Below are 17761 nucleotides of genomic sequence, written 5' to 3' on the forward strand. Positions count from 1 at the left end.
TCTCTCGCTTGGTGCCGTTCTAAGGTAGGGCCAACCCACCACCCCATGCAAGCCTTTTTGATCGATGGCACGAATTGGTTATCGAACCCATTCTTCAGTCCACTGTGGACTGATACCCGCCGCCGAGGTAGGCGCTCTGCACGCGGTCGTCCCCCGCGAGGTCGGCCGGCGTTCCGGTGGTCACCACGCGGCCGCGGTCCATCACCGCGACCCGGTCGGCGACCCGGAACGCGGCCCGCGCGTTCTGCTCCACCAGCAGGATCGCCTGCCCCTGCTCGTCCCGCAGCCGGCCGAGCGCCGCGAAGATCTCGGCCACCAGGCGGGGCGCCAGCCCGACGCTGGGCTCGTCGAGCACCAGCACCTTCGGCGCCGCCATCAGCCCGCGGCCGATCACCACCATCTGCTGCTCGCCGCCGGACAGCGTGCCGGCCGGCTGCGCCAGCCGCGACCGCAGCCGCGGAAAGAGGTCCAGCACACGGTCGCGGTCGGCGGGGGTCGCGGACCGGCGCCGCGTCCAGCCGCCGAGCGCAAGGTTGTCGGCGACCGTCAGGGACGGGAACACCAGGCGGTTCTCCGGGACGTGCGCCAGACCGGCCGCCGCGATCCGCTCGGGCCGCAGCCCGTCGACCGCACGACCGTCCACCGTGACCGTTCCCGCCGACGGCCGGATGAGGCCGGAGACCGCGCGCAGCAACGTCGTCTTGCCGGCGCCGTTGGCGCCGATCACCGCGAGCAGGTGACCGGCCGGCACGGAAAGGTCGATCCCGTGCAGCACGCGGAGGTTGTCGTACCCGGCGTGCAACCCTTCCACCTCGAGCATCAGTCCCCCTGCACCACCGACCGGGCGACCGGATCCACCGCGGCCTGCTCCTCCTCGATGCCGAGGTACGCGGCGACCACGGCGGGATCGTGGCGCACCGCGGCCGGATCGCCCAGCGCGATGAGGCGACCGTCGTCGAGCACGGCGACGCGGTCGGCCAGCGCCAGCACGGCCTCGACGTCGTGCTCGACGAGCACGATCGCCATTCCCCCGGCCCGCAGCCGCCGCAGCAACCGGGCCAGGTCGCGACGTTCGCCACCGGAGAGGCCGGCCATCGGCTCGTCGAGCAGCAGCAGGTCGGGTTCCAGCGCGAGCGCGCGGGCGATCTCCAGCAGCCGCTGCTGCCCGAACGGCAGGTCGCCGGCCGGCCGGTCGGCAACCTCGGACAGTCCCACGAGAGAGAGGAAGTCGTCGGTGGACCGGTGGATCGCGCGCTCCTCCGCCCGCGCCGGCAGCACCAGCGCGCCACGCGCGAGCCCGGCCCGGCCGCGCAGGTGCCGGCCAACGGCGACGTTGCCGCGCACGGTGGTCGAGCGGAAGATCTGCAGATTCTGGAAGGTCCGGGTGGCCCGGGCCCGGGCGAACACGTGCGGCTTTCGGCCGTCGATGCGTTCGCCTTTCAGGCGAACGGTTCCGGTCGACGGCGTGAGCACGCCGCTCACGATGTTGAAGCACGTGGTCTTGCCGGCGCCGTTGGGTCCGATGAGCCCGAAGATCTCCCCCGCGCGCACCTCGAACGACACGTCGTCGACGGCGACGACGCCACCGAACCGGCGCACGAGGTGCTCGACCTCCAGCAGCGTCGTGCCCGGTGCGGGCCGGCCGTCGCGCGCCAACAACGGGGTCTCGTCGGAATCGTCCACTGTGGACGCCGCGGCCGGCGCGGCGCCGGGTCGCACCCGGTCGAGCAGCCGGCGGAACAGCCCGTGGATGCCGCCCGGCAGGAACAGGATCACCGCGGTGAGCACGATCCCGAACCCGATCAGCTCCACCTCCCCCACCGCGTCGGGCACGATCTTCGGGATCAGGTCGTGCAGTCCCTCGTCCAGGAATTCCACCGCGAACGCGCCGAGCACCGCGCCCCAGACGCTGCCGATGCCGCCGAGCACGGCCATCAGCAGGAACTCGACCGACAGCGAGAAGTTCGCCGCGCCCGGGTTCACCACCGTGATCCAGTGCACGTACGCGACGCCGGCCAGCCCGGCGTAGCCGGCGGAGAGCACGAACACCTGCAACCGCAGCCGGAACGTGTCGGCGCCGAGGCACTCGGCGGCCACCTCCGAGTCGTTGATCGCGCCGAGCGCCCGGCCGATCCGTCCCGCCACGACGTTGCGCGCCAGCAGCAGCGCGGCGACCACCACCGGGGCCAGCAACCAGAAGTACTCGGCGGCGCTGTCGTAGCGCCGCCCGCCGAACTCCGGCTTCGGCACGCCGTAGATGCCCGAGGTGGCGCCGAGGTACTCCGACTCGGTGGCCGCGACCGTCACGATGATGCCCAGGCCGAGCGTCGCCAGCGCCAGGTAGTGCCCGCGCAGGCGCAGCAGCGGCAGGCCGACCAGCAACGCGACGAGCATCGCCAGGCCCACCGCGGCGACGGCGGCCGGCACCATCGGCACCGAATAGCGCGTCACGAGGACCGCCTGCGTGTAGGCGCCGACGGCGAAGAACGCGGCCTGGCCGAGGCTCACCTGCCCGGCGAGGCCCATCAGCAGCGACAGGCCGATCGCGGCGAGGGAGTAGATCAGCGCGTACACGCCCACGTTGACGGCGTCGTCCGGCGCGACGAGCGGGAAGACGGCCAGCACCACGGCGAGGAGCGCGAAGCTCCACAGTGGACCCCGAAGCAGTGGACCCCGAAGCAGGCGCGTCGCCATCAGACCCTCGCCACGCTGTGCTGGCGCAGGATCCCGCCGGGACGCGCGACCAGCACCACGATCAGCACCACGAACGCGACCGCGTCGCGGAACCCGGAGTCGACGTACCCGGCGACGAGCGACTCCAGCACACCGAGCACCACCCCACCGGCGACCGCGCCCCGGATCGAGGTCAGCCCGCCCAGCGTCGCGGCGACGAATCCCTTGAGCCCCAACGCCAGCCCCGAGTCCCAGGCGCTGAAGTACACGGGGCTCGCGAGCACGCCGGCGATGCCGCCGAGGAGGCCGGCGATCCCGAACGACAGCAGCCCGGCACCCGACACCGAGATGCCCACCAGGCGGGCCGCCGTCGGCTGCTCGGCGCAGGCGCGCAACGCCTTGCCGGTGAGCGTCCGCTCGTAGAACGCCGCGACCGCGACCGACACGACCGCGGTGACCCCGATGATCCACAGGTACTGCGCCCGGACCGACACGCCCCACACGACGAAGTCGTTGCCGGGAAAGGGATCCAGGCCGCGCCCCTCCGGTCCCCAGAGCAGCAGCATCGCCGCCTTCAACGCGGTGGACAGGCCGAGCGTGAGCATGATGGACAGCAGCGTGGTCATCCGTTTCACCGGTGCCAGGACCAGCCGCACGAGCAGGGCCACCGTCACCACCGTGAGCACGGAGACCAGCAGCGCGAGCGGCAGCGGCAGCCCGGCGGTGGTGGCGGTGATCGCGATCAGGCCGGCCAGCGCGGCGAACTCGCCCTGCGTGAGGTTGATGACCTCGCTGACCGAGAAGATCACGGTGAAGCCCATGGCGATCAACGCGTAGATCGCCCCGACCGAGATCCCCGCGACGAGCAGCTGTAACAGGTCGGTCATTTGGGTGCGAGCGCCCACTTCGAGTTCTGCACGGTGACGAGCACCAGCGCGTCCTTGCCCAGCCCGGAGTGGTCCTTCGCGGTCATCATGTAGATGCCGGTGATGCCGACGAAGCCCTTGACCTGTTCCAGCTTGTCGCGCACCTTCTGCTTGTCGGTGCCGACCGCCTTGAACGCGTCGGCCGCGAGCTGGAAGGCGTCCCAGGCGTGGCCGGCGAACGTCGACGGGGTCTCGTTGTAGGCGGCCTTGTAGTCGGCGACGAACTTCGTCAGCACCGCCTTCTGCGGGTCGCTCGCCGGCAACTGGTCGGCGACGACCAGCCGGCCGACCGGTGCCACCAGCCCGTCGGCGGCCGGCCCGGCGGTGTCGAGGAACACCTGGTTGCCGATGCCGTGGCTCTGCATGACCGGCGCGGTGATGCCCAGCTGCTTGTAGGCCTTCTGGGCCAGGGCCGCCGCCGGCGGGATGCCCCAGATCAGGTTCATGTCGGCCTTGGCGTTGCGGATGTTGAGCATCTGCGCGGTGAACTCGGTGGCGTCGGGGGCGAACTTCTCGGTGACGACCACCGAGATCCCGTCGGCCTTGCCGAGCTCGTTGAGCAGCTCGGCGACCCCCTCGCCGAACGCCGACGAGTCACGCACGAGCCCGATCTTCTTCCAGCCCTTGGTCTTCGCGTAGTCGACGACGTTCGCCAGCACGGCGGCGTCGTTCTGCGCGGTCTTGAACACCCACGTGGCGCCGTCGGTGACCTTCACATTGGCGGCCATCGAGATCATCGGCATCTTCGCCGACTCGGCGATGGGACGCATCGCGAGGCTCGTACCCGTCCGGCTGGCACCGATGATGATGTCGACGTTCTTCGACACCAGCTCGTTCATCGCCTTGGCCGCACCGTCCTCTGTGGACTGGTCGTCCTCGATGGTGAGCTCGATCTTCCGGTTGCCGATGCCACCGGCGTCGTTCGCCTTCTTCGTCAGCAGTTCCAGCGTCTTGCGCTCGGGAACGCCGAGGCTGGCGCCGGCACCGGTGATGTCGAGGATCGCACCGATGCGGATCGGCCCCCCGGTGTCGGTGCCACCACCGTTGTCGTCCTCGGCACAGGCACCGGCGGCGACCGCGAGAACCGCGACCGTCGCGACGACGCCGATTTTCCGGAACTGACCCATCGACCGACCTCCGGCTCCATTTCCGATACATCGACGTTCCTCATATCGAAATATCGGTTCTTATAGAGAGCCGCACGCTAACACGACGGCCGGCCCAGCGCGGGGCTGGACCGGCCGTCGGCGGAACCGGAGTCTGCGGGTCAGACGTTGACGCCGAAGTCGCGGGCGATGCCCGCGAGGCCGGACGCGTAGCCCTGGCCCACGGCGCGGAACTTCCACTCCGCCCCGTTGCGGTACAGCTCGCCGAAGACCAGCGCGGTCTCGGTCGAGTAGTCCTCGGACAGGTCGTACCGCGCGAGTTCGTTGTTGTCGGCCTGGTCGACCACGCGGATGAACGCGTTGCTCACCTGACCGAACGACTGGTTGCGGGCCTCGGCGTCGTGGATCGAGACGATGAACGCGATCTTGTCGACGTCGGCGCCGACGCTGGCGACGTTGACCTTGATCAGCTCGTCGTCGCCCTCGCCCTCACCGGTGAGGTTGTCGCCGGTGTGCTCGACGGTGCCGTCGGGCGACTTGAGGTTGTTGAAGAACACGAAGTGCGAGTCCGACAGGACCTTGCCCTCCGTGCCACAGATCAGGGCGCTGGCGTCGAGGTCGAAGTCGGCGCCGGTGGTGGTGCGGACGTCCCAGCCGAGCCCGACGTTCACGGCGGCGAGGTTCGGCGCGGCCTTGGTGAGGCTGACGTTGCCGCCCTTGCTGAGACTGACTCCCATTCGGTTTCCTCCTGTAGGTCCTGAGCTGCGATGCCCAAGTTCGCGACAGTAACACGCGGAGCCGAACGCTCCCTGTGACAGTCATATCCGGTCGGTGTTCAACACGCTGCTGAATCGCCGGATCAGGGCGAGATGGGCGCGTCCGGCCATCGTCGGGCTGAGAACCGTGCCGGCGAACCGACCCACAGCATTCGGCATCCGGTTGGTGATCTCGGAGGCCGCCAGCCTCGACACCCGACGCACCCGGCGCGCGCGGACCTTCTCGTACCGGCGCAGGAGATCGTCCACCGGTCCGGCGCCGTCGAGGGCCTTCGCCAGCAGCCACGCGTCCTCCAGCGCCTGGTTCGCGCCCTGCGCCTGCGAGGGCGGGAACGCGTGCGCGGCGTCGCCGAGCAGCGTCACGGCGTCCTCTCCCCACCGGTCCTTCACCTCGTGCAGCACGTGCGGATACTCGTGGACGTCCTGGGGCGCCACCGCGGCGAGCAGGTCCGTCACCGGTTTCGGGTACGGGGAGAACCGGTCGGCGAGCCAGTCGGTCACCGGGCGCTCACCGGGCGTCCCCTGGGTGTCGAACCACCACTGCAGCAGCCCGCCGCCGGCCGGCATCAGCCCGCACAACCCGGCCGGACCCACGTAGCACCGGGCGTGCGTGCCGTTCGCCAGTTCGGGGAGGACGGCGGTCAGCCCCTGCCAACTCGACCAGCCGTTGCGGCGCGCATCCCCGTCACCCAGAATCGACCGCCGCACGGCCGAGCGGTAACCGTCGGCGCCGACCACGACGTCCGCCGTCTTCTTGACGCCCGCCGCGTCGACCACCGCGCCCTCCGGTACGGCCTCGACCACGGCGGCGCCGTACTCCACGGTGCCGTCCGGCAGGAGGTCGGTGAGCCGGCGCAGCAGGGCCGCCCGCGGCACGGTCTCGACGGCGAACCCGGTGCGCCGGGCCATGAGCCGCAGGTCGGTGAGGCCGTAGCGGCGGTCGTCGGCGCCGCGGATCTCCAGTTCGTCGATGCGGCCGCCGAGCCCGTCGAGCGGGGCCGACAGCCCGGCGGCCGCCGCCTTGCCGTTGCCGAAGAGGGTGACGGCGGCGCCGCTGTCGCGCCGGCCCTCGGCCCGTTCCAGCACGCGGACGCCGTGCCCGCGGGCGACGAGCCCGTTGGCCAGCGCGAGCCCGCCGACGCCGGCTCCCACGATGAGCACGTCCATGTGCACCCCCCTTATTCACTACGTACGTTGTACTACGGATACTGGCACAGTGCCACCACCGAACGATCTCCGGCGGGCGCAGTTGACCGACGCCGCCATCGCCCTGCTCGCCGAGGCGGGCGTGCACGGCGTCACCCATCGCGCGGTCGAACGGCGCGCCGACCTGCCGGCGGGAACCGCGTCGAACTACTTCCGGAGCCGGGAGGCGCTGCTGGTGGCGACGGCGGAACGGGTCATCGCGCTGCACCACGCCGACATGTCACGGGCCGGCGTGTCCGGTGCCGGCGCGACCGCCGTCGACCTCATCGCGGACTCGTTGTTCACGGCGGCCACCACCTACCGGGCCCGGTACCTGGCCATCTTCGAGCTGAGGCTGGAGAGCCTGCGCCGCCCCGCGCTGGCGGCCACCCTGCTCGCGCTGTCGGACGCCACGGTCGCGTTCACCCGGCAGCACCACGCCGACCTCGACCTGGCCATCCCGCCGGAGGCGGTGGCGACGATGGTGGCGTTGTACGGGGGCGCGCTGTTCTCGCTGGTCAGCGCGCAGCCGGGGGAGGTCGACGCGGTGGCCGTGCGCGGACTGGCCGAGGCGATCGTGCGCTCGGCCGTTCCGGGTCTCACATAAACGACGGCGGGTCAGCCGGCCGGGGGGACGATCAGCCAGTCGAGGGCCACGGCGGCCGTCCAGCTCTGGTGGGCGCTGCCCAGCGCCTCCCCCGTCATCGGCTCGTAGTACTCGCCGAACGCGAGATCCCCCAACTGCCGCAGCCCCTCGGCGCGCAGCGACATCGCCAGGTCGACCTCGCCCGCCCGGTGCAGCGTCCAGTAGAGGAGCCAGTTCATGAACGGCCACTGCGGACCCCGCCAGTACGTCCGCGACGAGAACCCCGCGTGGCCGGGAGCGGTCGACGGCGGCAGCGCGTACCGCAGGTCCGGGTGGCCGCACCACTCCGGGCCGGTGAACAACGCCAGTTGCCGGGAGAACACGCGCGGATCGCCGCCGCAGAGGAGCGGCGCGAACCCGCCGATCGTCGGCGCGTCGAGCCGGAGGCCGGTGCGCACGTCCTCGTCGCGGGCCAGGCCCGTGTCCGGCGACACCGTCGACAGCACCCCGCCGCGGAACCGCTCCGCGAGCGCCCGCAACTCGGTCGCCTCGGCGCGGCGACCGAGTTCGTCGCCGATCTCGGCGAGGACGTCGCTCGCCAGTGCCGCGATCGCCGACATGAACACGTCGGTCATCCGGAAGTCGACGGTCTCCCGCACCGCGTCGTCGTCGTAGCCGGCCTCCTTCATCTGGTGCACCAGCCACAGGTAGCGGCGGTACTCCTCATCGGTCGGCCGCTGCCGCGCGTCGGCGACGTGCTCCAGGTCGCGCCGCGCGCGTCCCCGCAGAAGGTCTTCGCGGGGCCGCACCGCGGCGTACGCGGCGTCCCAGCGCGGCGAGTTGTCCATCCCGGACTCCCAGCCGTGGTAGATCTCCAGCAGGCCGCGCCCGCGCGGGTCCCGGGCGGTGGCGAGCCAGCGGTGCCAGGCCAGCCACCGGTCGAACGTCTCGGCGGCGAAGCGCTCGGCCAGGTCGCGGTCGGCGCCGCCGTTGCGGCGCCCGGCGTCGAGCACACGCCGGACCGCGATGGCGTGCACCGGCGGCTGGCAGATCCCGGACGTGCGCGCACCGGACGGCGTGGTCGCACCCCACACGTCGGGTCCCGGGAAGTACCCCTCGTCGGGGCCGAACACGATGTGCGGCAGCATCCCGGTCGTCCACTGGGCGCCGAGCAGCGTCCGCAGTTCCGCGATCGCCCGCGGCACCGACACGGTGGCCAGCCCGATCGCCACGAACGCCGCGTCCCAGCTCCACAGGTGCGGGTACAGCCGCGGCGCGGCGGTGGTCAGCGTCCCGATGTCGTTGCCGCGCAGGATGTACGCGGCGCTCGCGGCGAGCGCCGGCGGCGCCACCCCCGTATGTGTCGCCACCGTCATGCCACCAGCGCCATTCCGCTCTCCGCGTCGTAGTACCGCAGGCTCTCCGGCGGGCAGTCCAGCCGGACCACGCTGTCGGGCTCGGTCCGGAAGCTCGCCGGCGCCTGCACCTTCACCTCGTGGCCGGCCAGCCGCACCGTCAGCAGCATCGCGGCGCCGGTCGGCTCGACCACCTCCACGGTCGCCGTGAGCCGGCCGCCTGAATCAGCACCGGCGCCGACGTTGATGTTCTCGGCCCGCACGCCGAGCAGGATCTCCCGGCCGGCGAAGCCCTTCAGCGTCGCGGGCGCCGCAAGGCTCTGCTCGCCGATCGCGAGGTGACCGTCGCGGGTCACGGTGGCGGGCACGAAGTTCATCGGTGGCGCGCCGAGGAAGCCGCCGACGAACCGCTCGGTCGGCCGGTCGTAGACGTCGACCGGCGGGCCGATCTGCGCGATGCGCCCGGACCGCATCACCGCCACCCGGTCCCCCAGCGACATCGCCTCGGCCTGGTCGTGCGTCACGTACAGGGTCGTGGCGCCCAACCGGCCCACGATCCGCTTCAGCTCGGCCCGGAACTGCAGGCGCAGCAACGCGTCCAGGTTGGACAGTGGCTCGTCCATCAGCAGGACCTCGGCGTCGACCACGATGGCCCGTGCCACCGCGACGCGCTGGCGCTGCCCGCCGGAGAGCTGCGCGGGATAGCGGTCGAGGTAGTCGGTGAGTTCGAGGACGTCGGCGGCGCGCTTCACGCGCGTCTCGATCTCGGCCTTCGGCGTGCCGCGCATCGCGAGCCCGAAGCCGATGTTCGTGCGCACCTTCATGTGCGGGAAGATCGCGTACGACTGGAACACCATCGACACGTTGCGCCGCCGGGCCGGCAGGCCGGTCACGTCGCGCCCGCCGATGGCGACCGTGCCGCTGTCGGGCAGTTCCAGTCCGGCCACCATGCGCAGCAGCGTGGTCTTGCCGCACCCGCTGGGGCCGACCAGCACCACGAACTCGCCGTCGGCGACGGTGAGCGACACCGCGTCGGTCGCGCGGTAGCTCGCCCCGTGGTAGGTCTTGACGAGGTCTCTGATCTCTATCTCGGCCACGTGCGGTTCCTATCTAACGAAGCGTGGTGCCCCACATGTTCAGCAGGTAGCGCCGCATCACCGCGACGAACAGCAGCGCCGGCAGCACGAGCGCGAACCCCCCGGCGTACCGGAAGGCCAGCGGCGAGTCGCCGAGCGTCGAGAGCACCTGCGCGGGCAGCGTGCGCTGGTTGAGCGTGAGGATCGCGGCGCCGAGCACCTCGTTCCATGACATCACGAACGTGAACATCGCGGCGGCCGCGATGCCGGGCAGCGCCTGCGGCATCGTCACCCGGATGAACGCCTGCAGCGGCGACGCGCCGAAGATCTGCGCCGCCTCCTCGTGGTCACGTGGCACCGCGACGAAGATGGCGGCCGTGATGAGCACCGTGGTCGGCAGCGCGAGCGCGGTGTGCAGCAGCGTCACCGCGTACGTGGTGTCGTACAGGCCGGCGGTGAGGAACACCCGGGCCAGCGGCACCGACAGCACGACGATCGGCAGCGCCCGCGTCAGCAACAGGAACAACTGGTAGGAGCCGCGGCCGCGGAACAGGTAGCGCGCCATCGCGTACCCGGCCGGCACGCCGATGAGCAGCGACAGCGCCAGCGTCGACAGGCCGACGGTCAGCGAGTTGATGAACCCGCCGTAGACGCCGGTGGAGTTCAGGAACGTCGTGAGCGTCTCGGTCGAGACGTCGGTCGGCAGCAACGACAGCGGGAACTCGTTGAGCGACTCGCGGCTCGACAGCGCGGCGAGCGTGATGAGGTACAGCGGCACGCCCATGAACAGCGTCACGGCGACGCAGGCCACCTGCACCCAGAAACGGTTCCTTTTCACCGTGCCCCCGTCGTTCCCGGCTTGTCGCGCAGCAGCCGCAGGTAGGCCACCGACGTCACCATCGACACGGTCAGCACCACCAGCGCGATCGCCGCCGCCACGTTCGGGTTCTGCAGCGTGGTGTACCAGTGGTACGTCTCGCCGACGAGCAACGGGAAGTCGCGTCCCGCCAACGCCTGTGCCACGGCGAAGGCCTGCAACGCCAGGATCGTTCGCAGAATGACCGCGACCTGGATGCTCGGCCGCAACTGCGGCAGGATCACGTACCGCAGCCGCTTCCAGTAGCTGGCGCCGAACACCTCGGCCGCCTCGTCGTAGTCCTTCGGGATGCCCTGCAGTCCCGCGACGAGGATGACGAACACCAGCGAGGTGGCCCGCCACACCTCGGCGACGAGCACCGCGAGGTACACGGTCGTCGGGTTCTCGTACGACAGCCACGAGTAGCCGCCGACGCCGACCGTCTCCAGTACCGAGTTGAGGTAGCCGCGGTCGGTGAAGATGGCCAGCCACACCAGCCCCGCGGCCAGATCGCTGATCGCCAGCGGGATCACCCAGATGTAGAAGTACAGTCCCTGGAACCGCGGCCGGGTGCGCAGCAGCAGCGCCATCCCGAGCGCCAGCGCGAACTGCAACGGGATCAGCACCACGATCAGCAGCACCGTGTTGCGCACCGCCGGCCAGAAGTACGGGTCGTCGACCATGCGCCGCAGGTACTCGACCGTCGGCCCGTCGTCGCCGCTGAACGCCTGGCCGATACCGACGAGCATCGGCCAGGCGAACAGCAGCGTCATGAAGACGAGCGACGGGGCGATCAGCAGCAGCGCCGGCGACAGCCTCGGGCGTCTTCGGGCCATCCGGCTATCCGACCTGGCACGGGTTGCCGGCCGGGTCCGGCTTCCAGCAGGGGACCTTCAGCCCGGCCAGGATCACGTCGAGCTGGCCGCCCTGCGTGTCGAGCACCTGCTGCACGGGCTTCTTGTCGATGCAGATCTCCTTGAACGTGTTCTTGAAGATCTGCGAGACCTCGCCGTCCTTCGCACCGAGACCGACGGGCGGAAGCGACACGATCGCGCTGTCGGCGTCCTGTTGCTTCTTCACCGCGGGGGCCTCGAGCCCGACGCCGCCGGGCAGGTCCGCCGGCAGGTTGGCGTCGACCACCGGGAAGAACGCGTTCTGCCGCAACACCTCGACCTGGGTGTCGCCCTCGGCGAGGGCCTTGATGACGTCCTTGGCCTTGTTCGCCTCGGGCGCGCCGTTCGGGATGCCGAGCCCGGCCACGACGAGCATGTAGCCGAGACCCTTGGGACCGCGCGGCGCCGGCACCATCAGCCAGTCGTCCGGCTTGGCCTTGGGTGCGTTGACGAGCCGGGCGACGTGGTCCCACGCGACGAGCACCTCGCCGCGCTCGAGCGGTTCCTGCATGAAGTCGTAGTTGGTGGACGCGGTGTTGGTGTTGGCCCACAGCTCCTTCATCCAGTTCCAGCCGGTCACCGCGTCGGCGCTGCGGAACTTCGTGACCTGCGCGCCGGTGAAGCTCGGCAGCAGGTAACCCTGGAAGAAGCGGTGGTACAGGCCCTTCGGCCCGGCCGGGAAGCCGAAGATGGGCTTGCCGCCGTTGCCTTGTTTGCCCGCGACCGCCCACTGGAGCAGTTGGTCGTACGTGAGTTTCTCGGGATCGGCGCCGGACGGCAGCCACTGCAACGCCTTCTTGTTGATGGCGAGCAGGTAGGTGGCCTGCATCCACGGGATGTACTTCGTGGTGGCACCGCCGAGCTTGCCGAGCTCCAGCAGTTCGTTGTCGATTCCCTTGCTGGACAGTGCTTTCGCGACATCGTCGAGGTCCATCAACCGCGACGCCTGCGGTGCCAGGTCGCCGTGCAGGCCGCCGATCAGGCTGATCTCGACCTTCTTCGCCTCGACCTGGGACTGGATGGTGGCGGTGAAGTTGGCGTTGTCGACGGGGTTGAAGGCGACCTCGGTGCCCTTGACGCGGTTCTTGAGGATGGTCTCGAAGCGCAGCCGCTCCTCGACCGGGGTGAACTGGGTCGACAGGAAGTTCACCGCGCCTTCGCCGCCGTCGGCGCCGCTCGTGGACACGCCGCCGCAGGCCGACAGTACGGGTGCCGCTGCTCCTGCTGCCGCCAGGGCACCGAGCAGGGTGCGGCGGCTGAGGGTGGGGCCGGAAGAGATACTTGACATCGTCACTCCCCGGGGTGACTTTTGTAAAATCAGATGACGTAAGTTCCCAGAGATGAAACACATCTGTCAAGAGGTGGGTCGATGGACGCTTCCGGGGCCACCCCCGGTCACCTGCTGGAGTTGATCCGGTCCCGCCCGGCGTGGACGCGGCAGCAACTGCTCGACGCCACCGGCATGTCCCGGCCCACGCTGCTCGAACGGATCTCGCCGTTGTTCGCGGCGGGGCTGGTGTGCGAGGCGGGCAGCACGGCGTCCATCGGGGGCCGCCCGGCGCAGTTGATCCGCTTCGACGACCGGCAGCTGACCGTGCTCACCTTCGACGTCGGGCACACGCACGCCCGGGTCGGGCTCACCGGCGTCCACGGCGGCGAACTGCACTCCGTCTCGCGCCGCATCGACGTCAGTCACACCCCGCCCGACGCGATGCTCGCCGACCTCGTCGCGGTGGCCGACGGGGTGCTCGCCTCGTGCCCGCCGCAGCGCCTGATCGGCGTCGGCGTCGGGCTTCCCGGTCCGATCGAACCCGGCACCGGCCTGCCCAAGCCGACCACGATCCTGCCCGGCTGGGACGCCTATCCCCTACCCGACGTGCTGCGCGAGCGGTGGGACGTGCCGATGGTGTTCGAGAACGACGCGCGGGCGCTGGCCTTCGGTGAGGCGAGCCGGCACCCGGGCGAGACCGTGCTCGGCGTCAAGTGGGCCACCGGCATCGGCGCGGGGCTCGTCACCGGCGGCATGAGCCTCACCGGAGACGACGGCACGGCCGGCGACATCGGGCACGTCAAGCTCGCCCGCACCGGGCCGGAGTGCCGGTGCGGACGGCGTGGCTGCCTCGCCGCGTACGCGTCCGGGCACGCGTTGCTCGGACAGTTGGGCTTCGGCAGTCTGACCGACATCGCGCTCCGGGCCGACGAGCCGCCGGTGCACCGCGCGCTCGTCACGGCCGGCCGGAAACTCGGGACCGTGCTGGCGTCGCTGATCGCGATGGCGAACCCGCGCACGCTCGTGCTCGGCGGCATCATCGGCGCGCTGCCCGGCGTCGTCGACGCGGTCGGCACTCGCATCCGCGACATCACGCTGCTGCGCAGCACCGCCGGTCTCCGCATCGTCCCGAGTTCGCTCGGGGAGCGCGCGGCGACGGTGGGCCTGGTGAACCTGGTGGTCGGGCGGGTGCTCGCGCCCGAGGCGATCGACCGGGCCCTCGCGGCCGACCACGGCCCGATCGGGGTTTTGTCGTACCCGCCGCGTACGTTGCGGGCATGACGATCGACTACCAGCTCACCGTCGACTGCGCCGATCCCGGGCCGCTGGTCGCGTTCTGGGCCTCCGCGCTGGGTTACGTGCCGAAGCCGCCGCCCGGCGAGTTCGCGACCTGGCGCGACTACTACCTCAGCATCAACGTCCCGGAAGACGAGTTGGGCGAGGGCGACTGCACCGATCGCCTGATCGACCCGGCGGGCCGGGGGCCGGGAATCTGGTTCCAGCCCGTGCCGGAGGGCAAGGTGGTCAAGAACCGCCTGCATCTCGACCTGTTCGTCGGCGGCGGCCGGTCGGTGCCGTTGGCGACCCGGCGCGAACGCGTCGACGCGAAGGTCGCCGAGCTGGTCGCCGCCGGCGCCACGGTGGTCAGCACGTCCGACACCCCCGAGTACGACCACTACTTCGCGCTGATGAACGACCCCGAGGGCAACGAGTTCTGCGTCGCGTAGGGCGTGTCCGGTGGATCTTGTCGAGCCGAGGCGAGGCTCAGGCGGCTACGGCAGGGCCGGCCTGCGGAGCTTCGCCCGGCGGCCCGCCCAAGCCGCCGGCAAGGCGCGGCTTTGTCCCGATACCGGTGTTGTATCGGGGCGAAGCCGCAACGCCGCCGGTCGTCGTCTGAGTCCGCCGCAGGCCGGCAAAGATCCGCCGGACACGCCCTTGGCCCTACCGCGAGTCGAGCGCCAGGCGCACGGCCAGGCCGCCGAAGATCAGCGACGACGCGCGCTCCAGCCGTCGCCGCACGGCGGGCCGGCCGAGCAGCTTGTCGGCGAGACTGCCGGCCGTGAACCCGACCGTGCCGTCCACCGACAACCCCACCACGATGAACACCACCCCGAGCGTGAGCAGTTGCACCGGGATCGGCCACGCGCCGTGCCCGTGGCTCAGGAACTGGGGCAGGAACGCCAGGTAGAAGAGGACCACCTTCGGGTTGGCCAGGTTGGTGAGCGTCGCCATCGCGTAGAGCTTGCGCAGCGAGCGCTCCTTCACGGGTCCCGCCTGTTCCTCCGCCGCACCGGCGCGGCTGGCCCGCCAGGAGCTGACCGCCAGGTACACCAGGAACCCGGCACCGGCGACCCGGATCACCGCCAGCGCCTCGGGCGCCGCCGCGATCAGCGCGCCGAGCCCGAGCGCCGCGGCCACCGTGTGCACGGCGAGCCCGGTCGACATGCCCACCGCCGACACCAGCCCGGCCCGTCGCCCACCCGCGGCGGCGTTGGCCACGATGAACAACATGTCGGGCCCGGGCGCGACGCTCAACAGGAACGCGGCGACCACGAACGCCACGACGAGTGCGGGATCCATGCGCCGACCCTATCGTTCCCGATCGTGCGGTACGGTGCCTGCGTGATCTCCCTGTGCGCCTTCCGCCGGTGGATCACCCCGCCGTTGCCGTTGTACGGCAACGACCACGAGCGCGGCGACTTCGCTCCCTAGGTCCTGGGCGGTTCCTCCGTCCCGTCTTCATTCCTAGCTTCAGGAGCGCTTCGTCATGTCCATCGCCACTGTGCTGCGTGCCGCCCAGGTGGCGCGCCTGTTGGGTGCCAGCCTCGTCGGGCGGGTGCCGCTGGGCGCCGCGCCGGTCGCGCTGCTGCTGTTCGCCCGCGAAACCTGGTCGATCGGCGCGGCGGGCCTGCTCGTCGGCGTCTACACGGTGGGGCTGGCGGTCGGTGCGCCGGTGCTCGCCCGGGTCGCCGACCGGTGGCGGCAGCCGCCCGTGATGTGGGCCGCGGTCGCCCTGTCGACGGCCGGGTTCGCGGCACTCGCGGCGCTCGACCCGCCGCTGGGTCTCGCCGTGGTGGCGGCGCTGCTCGCCGGTGCCGGCGCGCCGCCGTTCGAGGCCGGCCTGCGGGTGCTGTGGCGCGGGCTGCTGCCCGAGGAGCAGGTGCACACGGCGTACACGCTGGACATCGCCGTCCAGGAGCTGATCTTCATCGGCGGGCCGCTGGTCGCCGTCACCGCGGTGGCCGTCGGCGGCCCGGAGGCCGGCCTGTGGGCGACCGCCGCCCTACAGTTGGCCGGCACGATCTGGTTCACGACCACCCCCGCCGTCCGCCACTGGCGCGGCGAGGAGGCCGAACGCCACTGGGCCGGCCCCCTGCGCTCGACGCCGCTGCGGATCCTCCTGGCCGCCGTGGTGCTGGTCGGCGGCGGCGTCGGCACGCTGCCGGTGGCCGTGACCCGCTACGCCGAGGCGATCGGCGACCGCTCCTGGGCCGGCTGGCTGCTGGCCGCCAACGCCACCGGCGCCCTGATCGGCGGCCTGGTCAACACCCGGCTGAAGCTGCCCGACCGCCTGCTGCCGTGGATCGCCGCGCTGCTGGCCGCCGGTTACGTCCCGCTGCTGCTGGTGCCGCCGCTGCCGGTCATGCTGCTGCTGACCGTGGTGAGCGGCCTCTGCCTGCCCCCGCTGCTCGCCGGCACGTTCCTCACGGTCGACCGGATCGCCCCACCGGGCACGGCCGCCGAGGCGTTCGCGTGGGTGTCCACGGCCTTCACGAGCGGGGCCGCGCTGGGCGCCGCCATCGACGGCGCCATCCTGGACCGCAACGAGGGCACGGCGATCGGCTTCGTCGTAGCGCCGGTGACCATCGCCGTCAGCGCCCTCCTCTACCGCACCCTGACCACCAGAACCCCCTGACCTTGCCTCCAGCGGCCGGGTGATTTGCACGCTTTGCCCGTCCGGCGTAGCCGTCCCCCCGAGTCGATCTTGCAGTTGTGGTGGGCCACAAAAAGTGCAAATGCGGGCGAACAAGGCACCATAACTGCAAGATCGGCGCCGGAGAACAGCCCTCGGTTGTCGACCTTGCAGTTGTGCCCGGCTCTCCGGTCGGATGTGTGGGTCATGTCCGGCCGGGGAGGGGGAGGTCGTAGCCGCAGAGGTGGAGTCTGGCCATGGCGATGAGGGCGGTTGGGTTTTTGAAGCCGAAGGCGATGCGGGTGAGGAGTCGGATCTTGGTGTTGGTGGATTCGATGAGTCCGTTGGACAGTTGGTGGGTGAGGGTGTTGATGATGTCCTCGCGCCAGTAGCGGTGGATGCGGTAGGCCAGGTCGGTGAACGGGGTCAGGCCGCTGGTGGTGGCCCAGTCGAGCCAGGCGTCGAGGAGGTCGATGCGGTCGGCGCCGCCGGGGGTGGTGATGACCTGCCGGAGTTGCTGGTTGAGTAGGTAGGCCCGGAACAGTGGCTGGTTGGTCTGTTCGATGTGGGCCAGTTTCGCCTGTTGTCGGGTAGTCAGATCGGCGGCGTTCTTCCACAGGGCGTATTTGGCGCCTTTGACGGCGTCGGCGACGGCTTTCTGCCCGGCCCTTCGGGCGGCGGTGTAGACCTGGGCCCGGATGGCATCGAGGGCTTTGCCGGCCCACATGACGACGTGGAACGGGTCGAGACAGATCCGCGCCTTCGGGCAGTACCGTGTCACGGCGGAGAAGATCCACTCGGCGCCGTCGGCGGTGACCAGGGTGATCTCTGCGCACCGCTCGGGTCCGAGGAGTTGGAAGAACAGGCCCAGCACGCCGCTGTCACGCCCCTCGGCGATCCACAACAGCCGGCGGGTGTCGTGGTCGACGACCACCGTCAGATACCTGTGGCCACGCCGGTAGGACACCTCATCGATCCCGATCCGGCGCACCTGCGCCAACCGGTCCCCGGCAGCGGCGTCGGCGTCGGCGACCACCCGGGTGATGATCTGTCCCACGGTGCGCCAGCCGATGCGCAGCAGCCGACACACCGCCTCTTTCGACATCTGCCGCACCAGCCACCCGACCAGGGCATCGAAGTCGCGGG

At 71.0% G+C, this 17761-nt stretch carries 17 protein-coding genes; 4 read left to right on the forward strand and 13 right to left on the reverse strand.

The annotated features are described in order from the left end of the window. Positions 1-94 precede the first annotated feature (94 nt). The 6 genes from Vau01_RS53810 to Vau01_RS53835 form a co-directional block, all read right to left on the reverse strand. Positions 95-820, reverse strand: a complete 726-nt coding sequence (locus Vau01_RS53810; protein WP_204009389.1) for an ABC transporter ATP-binding protein — start codon at positions 818-820, stop codon at positions 95-97. Beyond that, complete coding sequence (locus tag Vau01_RS53815) at positions 820-2694, reverse strand: branched-chain amino acid ABC transporter ATP-binding protein/permease (RefSeq protein WP_204009391.1); 1875 nt, start codon at positions 2692-2694, stop codon at positions 820-822. Before Vau01_RS53815 ends, Vau01_RS53810 begins: the two co-directional genes overlap by 1 nt. Then, positions 2694-3560 carry a branched-chain amino acid ABC transporter permease gene (locus tag Vau01_RS53820; RefSeq protein WP_204009393.1) on the reverse strand — a complete coding sequence of 289 codons (867 nt, stop codon included), beginning with the start codon at positions 3558-3560 and terminating at the stop codon, positions 2694-2696. The genes Vau01_RS53815 and Vau01_RS53820 overlap by 1 nt, the downstream gene beginning before the upstream one ends. Further along, positions 3557-4726, reverse strand: coding sequence for an ABC transporter substrate-binding protein (locus Vau01_RS53825; RefSeq protein WP_204009395.1), 1170 nt, complete (start codon positions 4724-4726; stop codon positions 3557-3559). Before Vau01_RS53825 ends, Vau01_RS53820 begins: the two co-directional genes overlap by 4 nt. Positions 4727-4866: 140 nt before the next feature. After that, positions 4867-5442, reverse strand: coding sequence for a TerD family protein (locus Vau01_RS53830; protein ID WP_204009397.1), 576 nt, complete (start codon positions 5440-5442; stop codon positions 4867-4869). An 81-nt stretch (positions 5443-5523) separates the two neighbouring features. Then, positions 5524-6648 carry an FAD-dependent oxidoreductase gene (locus Vau01_RS53835; RefSeq protein ID WP_204009399.1) on the reverse strand — a complete coding sequence of 375 codons (1125 nt, stop codon included), beginning with the start codon at positions 6646-6648 and terminating at the stop codon, positions 5524-5526. Between the two features lie 49 nt (positions 6649-6697). On the opposite strand from Vau01_RS53835, the gene Vau01_RS53840 reads away from it, so the two are divergent. Further along, complete coding sequence (locus Vau01_RS53840; protein WP_204009401.1) at positions 6698-7273, forward strand: TetR/AcrR family transcriptional regulator; 576 nt, start codon at positions 6698-6700, stop codon at positions 7271-7273. Between the two features lie 11 nt (positions 7274-7284). Here Vau01_RS53840 and ggh read toward each other — a convergent pair whose 3' ends face one another. Genes ggh through Vau01_RS53865 form a run of 5 tightly spaced genes read right to left on the reverse strand, consistent with a single transcriptional unit; the run spans position 7285 to position 12720 of the window. Beyond that, positions 7285-8622: a glucosylglycerate hydrolase gene (ggh, locus tag Vau01_RS53845; protein ID WP_239152739.1), complete on the reverse strand. Its 1338-nt coding sequence runs from the start codon at positions 8620-8622 to the stop codon at positions 7285-7287. 2 nt (positions 8623-8624) lie between these two features. Then, a complete protein-coding gene (locus Vau01_RS53850) occupies positions 8625-9704 on the reverse strand; it encodes an ABC transporter ATP-binding protein (protein ID WP_204009405.1) in 1080 nt (359 codons plus the stop codon). A 13-nt stretch (positions 9705-9717) separates the two neighbouring features. Beyond that, a complete protein-coding gene (locus tag Vau01_RS53855; RefSeq protein WP_239152741.1) occupies positions 9718-10521 on the reverse strand; it encodes a carbohydrate ABC transporter permease in 804 nt (267 codons plus the stop codon). Then, on the reverse strand, positions 10518-11375 hold the full coding sequence (locus tag Vau01_RS53860) for a carbohydrate ABC transporter permease (RefSeq protein ID WP_204009407.1): 858 nt from the start codon (positions 11373-11375) through the stop codon (positions 10518-10520). Before Vau01_RS53860 ends, Vau01_RS53855 begins: the two co-directional genes overlap by 4 nt. A 4-nt stretch (positions 11376-11379) precedes the next feature. Next, positions 11380-12720 (reverse strand): ABC transporter substrate-binding protein, encoded by a 1341-nt coding sequence (locus tag Vau01_RS53865; protein WP_204009410.1) that lies wholly within the window; start codon positions 12718-12720, stop codon positions 11380-11382. 81 nt (positions 12721-12801) lie between these two features. Here Vau01_RS53865 and Vau01_RS53870 point away from each other — a divergent pair, with 81 nt between their 5' ends. Together Vau01_RS53870 and Vau01_RS53875 are read left to right on the forward strand one after the other, a co-directional pair. Further along, positions 12802-13983 (forward strand): ROK family protein, encoded by a 1182-nt coding sequence (locus tag Vau01_RS53870; RefSeq protein ID WP_204009412.1) that lies wholly within the window; start codon positions 12802-12804, stop codon positions 13981-13983. Beyond that, positions 13980-14429, forward strand: coding sequence for a VOC family protein (locus Vau01_RS53875; protein ID WP_239152743.1), 450 nt, complete (start codon positions 13980-13982; stop codon positions 14427-14429). The genes Vau01_RS53870 and Vau01_RS53875 overlap by 4 nt, the downstream gene beginning before the upstream one ends. A 214-nt stretch (positions 14430-14643) precedes the next feature. On the opposite strand, the gene Vau01_RS53880 is transcribed toward Vau01_RS53875, so the two are convergent. Then, entirely contained in the window at positions 14644-15282 is a 639-nt protein-coding gene (locus tag Vau01_RS53880; protein WP_204009415.1) for a LysE family translocator, read from the reverse strand. Between the two features lie 187 nt (positions 15283-15469). Between Vau01_RS53880 and Vau01_RS53885 the strand changes: the two genes are divergently transcribed. Further along, a complete protein-coding gene (locus tag Vau01_RS53885; protein ID WP_204009418.1) occupies positions 15470-16618 on the forward strand; it encodes an MFS transporter in 1149 nt (382 codons plus the stop codon). Between the two features lie 202 nt (positions 16619-16820). On the opposite strand, the gene Vau01_RS53890 is transcribed toward Vau01_RS53885, so the two are convergent. Continuing rightward, positions 16821-17761: ISL3 family transposase (locus tag Vau01_RS53890; RefSeq protein ID WP_204009420.1), on the reverse strand; the 941-nt coding region annotated here is incomplete at its 5' end.

Origin of the sequence: Virgisporangium aurantiacum (assembly GCF_016863635.1) — a bacterium.
Taxonomy (GTDB): domain Bacteria; phylum Actinomycetota; class Actinomycetes; order Mycobacteriales; family Micromonosporaceae; genus Virgisporangium; species Virgisporangium aurantiacum.

Bases quoted from the DNA above. Each gene is read 5' to 3' on its own strand.
- Vau01_RS53810 (WP_204009389.1), bottom strand. From the start codon at position 820: ATGCTCGAGGTGGAAGGGTTGCACGCCGGGTACGACAACCTCCGCGTG.
- Vau01_RS53815 (WP_204009391.1), bottom strand. From the start codon at position 2,694: ATGGCGACGCGCCTGCTTCGGGGTCCACTGCTTCGGGGTCCACTGTGG.
- Vau01_RS53820 (WP_204009393.1), bottom strand. From the start codon at position 3,560: ATGACCGACCTGTTACAGCTGCTCGTCGCGGGGATCTCGGTCGGGGCG.
- Vau01_RS53825 (WP_204009395.1), bottom strand. From the start codon at position 4,726: ATGGGTCAGTTCCGGAAAATCGGCGTCGTCGCGACGGTCGCGGTTCTC.
- Vau01_RS53830 (WP_204009397.1), bottom strand. From the start codon at position 5,442: ATGGGAGTCAGTCTCAGCAAGGGCGGCAACGTCAGCCTCACCAAGGCC.
- Vau01_RS53835 (WP_204009399.1), bottom strand. From the start codon at position 6,648: ATGGACGTGCTCATCGTGGGAGCCGGCGTCGGCGGGCTCGCGCTGGCC.
- Vau01_RS53860 (WP_204009407.1), bottom strand. From the start codon at position 11,375: ATGGCCCGAAGACGCCCGAGGCTGTCGCCGGCGCTGCTGCTGATCGCC.
- Vau01_RS53865 (WP_204009410.1), bottom strand. From the start codon at position 12,720: ATGTCAAGTATCTCTTCCGGCCCCACCCTCAGCCGCCGCACCCTGCTC.
- Vau01_RS53870 (WP_204009412.1), top strand. From the start codon at position 12,802: ATGGACGCTTCCGGGGCCACCCCCGGTCACCTGCTGGAGTTGATCCGG.
- Vau01_RS53875 (WP_239152743.1), top strand. From the start codon at position 13,980: ATGACGATCGACTACCAGCTCACCGTCGACTGCGCCGATCCCGGGCCG.
- Vau01_RS53880 (WP_204009415.1), bottom strand. From the start codon at position 15,282: ATGGATCCCGCACTCGTCGTGGCGTTCGTGGTCGCCGCGTTCCTGTTG.
- Vau01_RS53885 (WP_204009418.1), top strand. From the start codon at position 15,470: ATGTCCATCGCCACTGTGCTGCGTGCCGCCCAGGTGGCGCGCCTGTTG.